A 3,021-nucleotide genomic window follows, 5' to 3' on the forward strand; every position below is an offset into this window, starting at 1 on the left:
AAATCCAGCATCTTGTAGTTGGTCAGCAGGATGTCCGGCGGGTCCTGGCGCAGCACCTCCTTGTCGCTGATGACCTCGCTCGGCCCCATCGCGAGACTGTCCAGCACCGGCGTCTTGCCGGCCTGTTTGGGGTTGTATTTGGCCTTGCCGGAGCCGACGAAGAGCCCGGCACGGATGCCCCGGAAGGCCGGCGTCTGGTGCACCAGCTCGGCGATGCGTCCGGCCTGATCGTCAGCCAGCGCGTTCATCGGATAGATGATGATCGCCTTGATGCCCGGAGCGTCCCGATGCGCGGCGACATGCTCCAGCACCGGGTAGAGGAAGCACTCGGTCTTGCCCGAGCCGGTGCCGGTGGCGATCAGTGTCGAGCGACCCTCGCGCGCGCAGCGCTGCCAGGCCTGTTCCTGATGCAGAAAGGCGGGATGCTCGGTCTGGAAGGCGCTGAAGAAGTCACGCCCGGAGTCGCCGGGAACGAACGGCATCCCGAGCTGCACATAGGGGCCTTTGACCCAGCTCGGCGTGTCGATCAGCCGCCTGACCGCATCCTTGAAGTGCGCGGTAGACGGCTCGAACTGCGTGCGCAGTGTCTCGGCGACACCACGGCGGACCTCATCGACGACCAGTGATGGCAGCATCTTACCCCTTCCATTCGCCCTATTTGAGGGTCATTCATTAACCATCGTGTCGTTGAGGGCTTCTGTGCTTGATTTCGGCTTCGATGGCAGCGACGAAGGTTCTTGCTGCGTCGAGCGCCTGTTCGGCCTTTTCTCTCGGTGTCGGCTCGAGCGTGTAATCCGCGTAGGCGCGCAGGCTTTCGAGCTTTCCCAAGGTCGCACCAAATGTCCGTTCGACAGGCCCATCTTTGACGAACTGCTTGCTGAACTCGGAGATCAGGCCACTGTGGGTCTTGGGTCTCTCGAGACCGAACGCGGCAAACATGGCCCAAGCCGCGTAGTAAACGGCGTAATAGCAGCGATTGGCCGCAGCATCCATGTCGCCATTGTCGAGGTCGCGGGCCGCAGTGCTCAGCGCTTGTCTGGATTTGGCTAGGAGTCGGCCAATCACAAGCGCACACCTTCCCGTCGAATGGTGCTCACAAGATGTGGTGCCGGATACTGCTCCGGGTCGGCCAGGCTCGCCTCATCGAAGACCCAGGGCTGAATGTTGACCCCTGTGTCGAGCAGGATGTCGTAGCCTGCATCGATGAGGTCGAACTGCTCGCCGATGGGATCGGTCACCTGATCCAGAAACACGGCGACATCCGCGTCGCTGTCTGGGCGTTGTTCTCCGCGCGCTCGAGAACCGAAGAGATAGAGCGACTTGAAGTGCTCGCCATAGCGGGCGGCCAGCACCGTCTTGAAGGTCGCCAACGCAAGCTGGGTGACTGGATCAAGCAAGACCTCATGCGATTCAACCGCCTTATTCATCGACATTGTGCCCCGGTTGCGTTTGCAGGCGCCTTGCCGCATCGAGCAGGCGGCAACGCGCCAATTGACGGTTGGCTCCGCGTCACGCAGGGACGAAGGGAGCTGTTTCACTGCCTCACCGATGATCAGCAGACTGAACAGGATCGCCTGGCGCAAGACCTCATCCTGCTCGAAGCTGTCCAGATCCTGACCGCGCACCAAGCGTTCCACGCGCTCGCCGTGTTCGACGATGTCAGCCAGGTAGAGCTGCCAGTCACGGGACACGAATCAAATCCCGCTCGACGCTGGCCCTGGCTCGGCGCGTCCAAAGGCGAAGACACCGGGGTGCCCGGCCGCGCCGCCATGGCACTCAGCCATCACGCTCGTCGGTCGCCTCCACGAAGACATCAGCGAGCTGCCGCGCCTCCAGAATCCGCTCCGCCCAGCACTCGATCTCGGCGTTGCTGGCCGCCTGGAGACGCGCCTCGGTGGCGGCATCGAGCGGGCCGAAGCGCTTGTGCATGAGACGCGCCAGCAAAGCCGCCTCGCCTTTGTAAAAGCCAGTTCGCTCCCAGGTCTTGGTCCACTCAACAACACGTTCGGCAAGCATGGTTTCGATCTCCAATAGATCCGCAATCTCGGGTAAGGGAACGCCGGGCAGGCGTGCTGGCAAGAGCACGCGCTTGATCCAGACGGTGAAGGCGCGCGCAGGCTGGCTTGCTCGGGGGCTTGCAGCCAAGTGATCAGCGCCGAGAGGGCCTGTCGCAGCGCCGGCGGATCGGGGCTCTTTTCCAGACGAAACAGCGCCGCGACCAGATTGCGCAGCGCCCAGGGCGCGGATTCGTCGATGGCGCCTTCGTCCAGCAGCAGATAGCGCAGCCTTGGAGCATAGTCGCGCAGCCGCCCCGGCGCGGGCTCGATCAGCTCCAGCAGCTCGGTCGCCGCACGCCAGCGGTGCTGGCCGTTGTAGAGCACCACCGGGAGCACCGGCGGCAGGCGCCCGTCAGCGCTGAGCGCTTGTTGCTTGATCAGGTCTTGATAGAGCAGCCCGATGTAGGTCAGTAAACGCACCGCCATGTAGGCATCGACGCTGGATTGGAATTCCAGCAGCAGGTAGAGATACAGCCAGCGCTCGCGAAAACGCACCCGCCAGATGATGTCATCCTCGCGATCGCGCAGGTCATCACTGACATAGCTGCCGCTGACCTGCTCCAGGCTGTCGAGGTCCAGCTCCGCCACCCAGGGCTCGTCGATGAAGCCCAGCAGCAGATCGCGCACCATCTGCGGGTGCGAGAACAGCAGTTTGTAGCTGGGGTCGTGGGTGTTCATCGAGGATTACGTGTCGAGCCGATGGGTCGTGCAAGCAATGATTCGTGCTCAACTGCCTGTGTCTGCATGATCCGGCTCAGCGTTCGGACGGGATTTCGGTCGCCGTGGCGGCGGGTTGATCTTCGGTCCCGGCCATTCCGCTTCGACTCTGCGCAAATCCGCCACAATGGCGTCCAGATCGAAATTGAAACGTGCCGCATGTTCCTCGCGGATGCGATGCAGCTCGTCGACAATGGGATCAGTCCACATGTTCGCCTCCAAGTCATTCTTCAGGTGTGCAAATGAG

Annotated in this window: 4 protein-coding genes and 1 pseudogene; all 5 read right to left on the minus strand. The window is 62.5% G+C overall.

All coding sequences use genetic code 11. The features are described 5' to 3' along the window. On the minus strand, nt 1-635 hold a 635-nt coding region (locus VBE63_RS26645), incomplete at its 3' end, for a DEAD/DEAH box helicase (RefSeq protein ID WP_323686024.1). A gap of 37 nt (nt 636-672) precedes the next feature. Further along, nucleotides 673-1,065 carry a HEPN domain-containing protein gene (locus VBE63_RS26650; RefSeq protein WP_323686025.1) on the minus strand — a complete coding sequence of 131 codons (393 nt, stop codon included), beginning with the start codon at nt 1,063-1,065 and terminating at the stop codon, nt 673-675. Continuing rightward, nucleotides 1,062-1,691: a nucleotidyltransferase domain-containing protein gene (locus VBE63_RS26655; RefSeq protein ID WP_323686026.1), complete on the minus strand. Its 630-nt coding sequence runs from the start codon at nt 1,689-1,691 to the stop codon at nt 1,062-1,064. Before VBE63_RS26655 ends, VBE63_RS26650 begins: the two co-directional genes overlap by 4 nt. A gap of 85 nt (nt 1,692-1,776) precedes the next feature. After that, nucleotides 1,777-2,735, minus strand: a pseudogene (locus tag VBE63_RS26660) (Rpn family recombination-promoting nuclease/putative transposase). A 48-nt stretch (nt 2,736-2,783) separates the two neighbouring features. Then, a partial coding sequence (locus VBE63_RS26665) for a hypothetical protein (RefSeq protein ID WP_323686027.1) occupies nt 2,784-3,021 on the minus strand: 238 nt, incomplete at its 5' end.

It is taken from the genome of Lamprobacter sp. (genome assembly GCF_034860625.1).
GTDB lineage: Bacteria > Pseudomonadota > Gammaproteobacteria > Chromatiales > Chromatiaceae > Lamprobacter.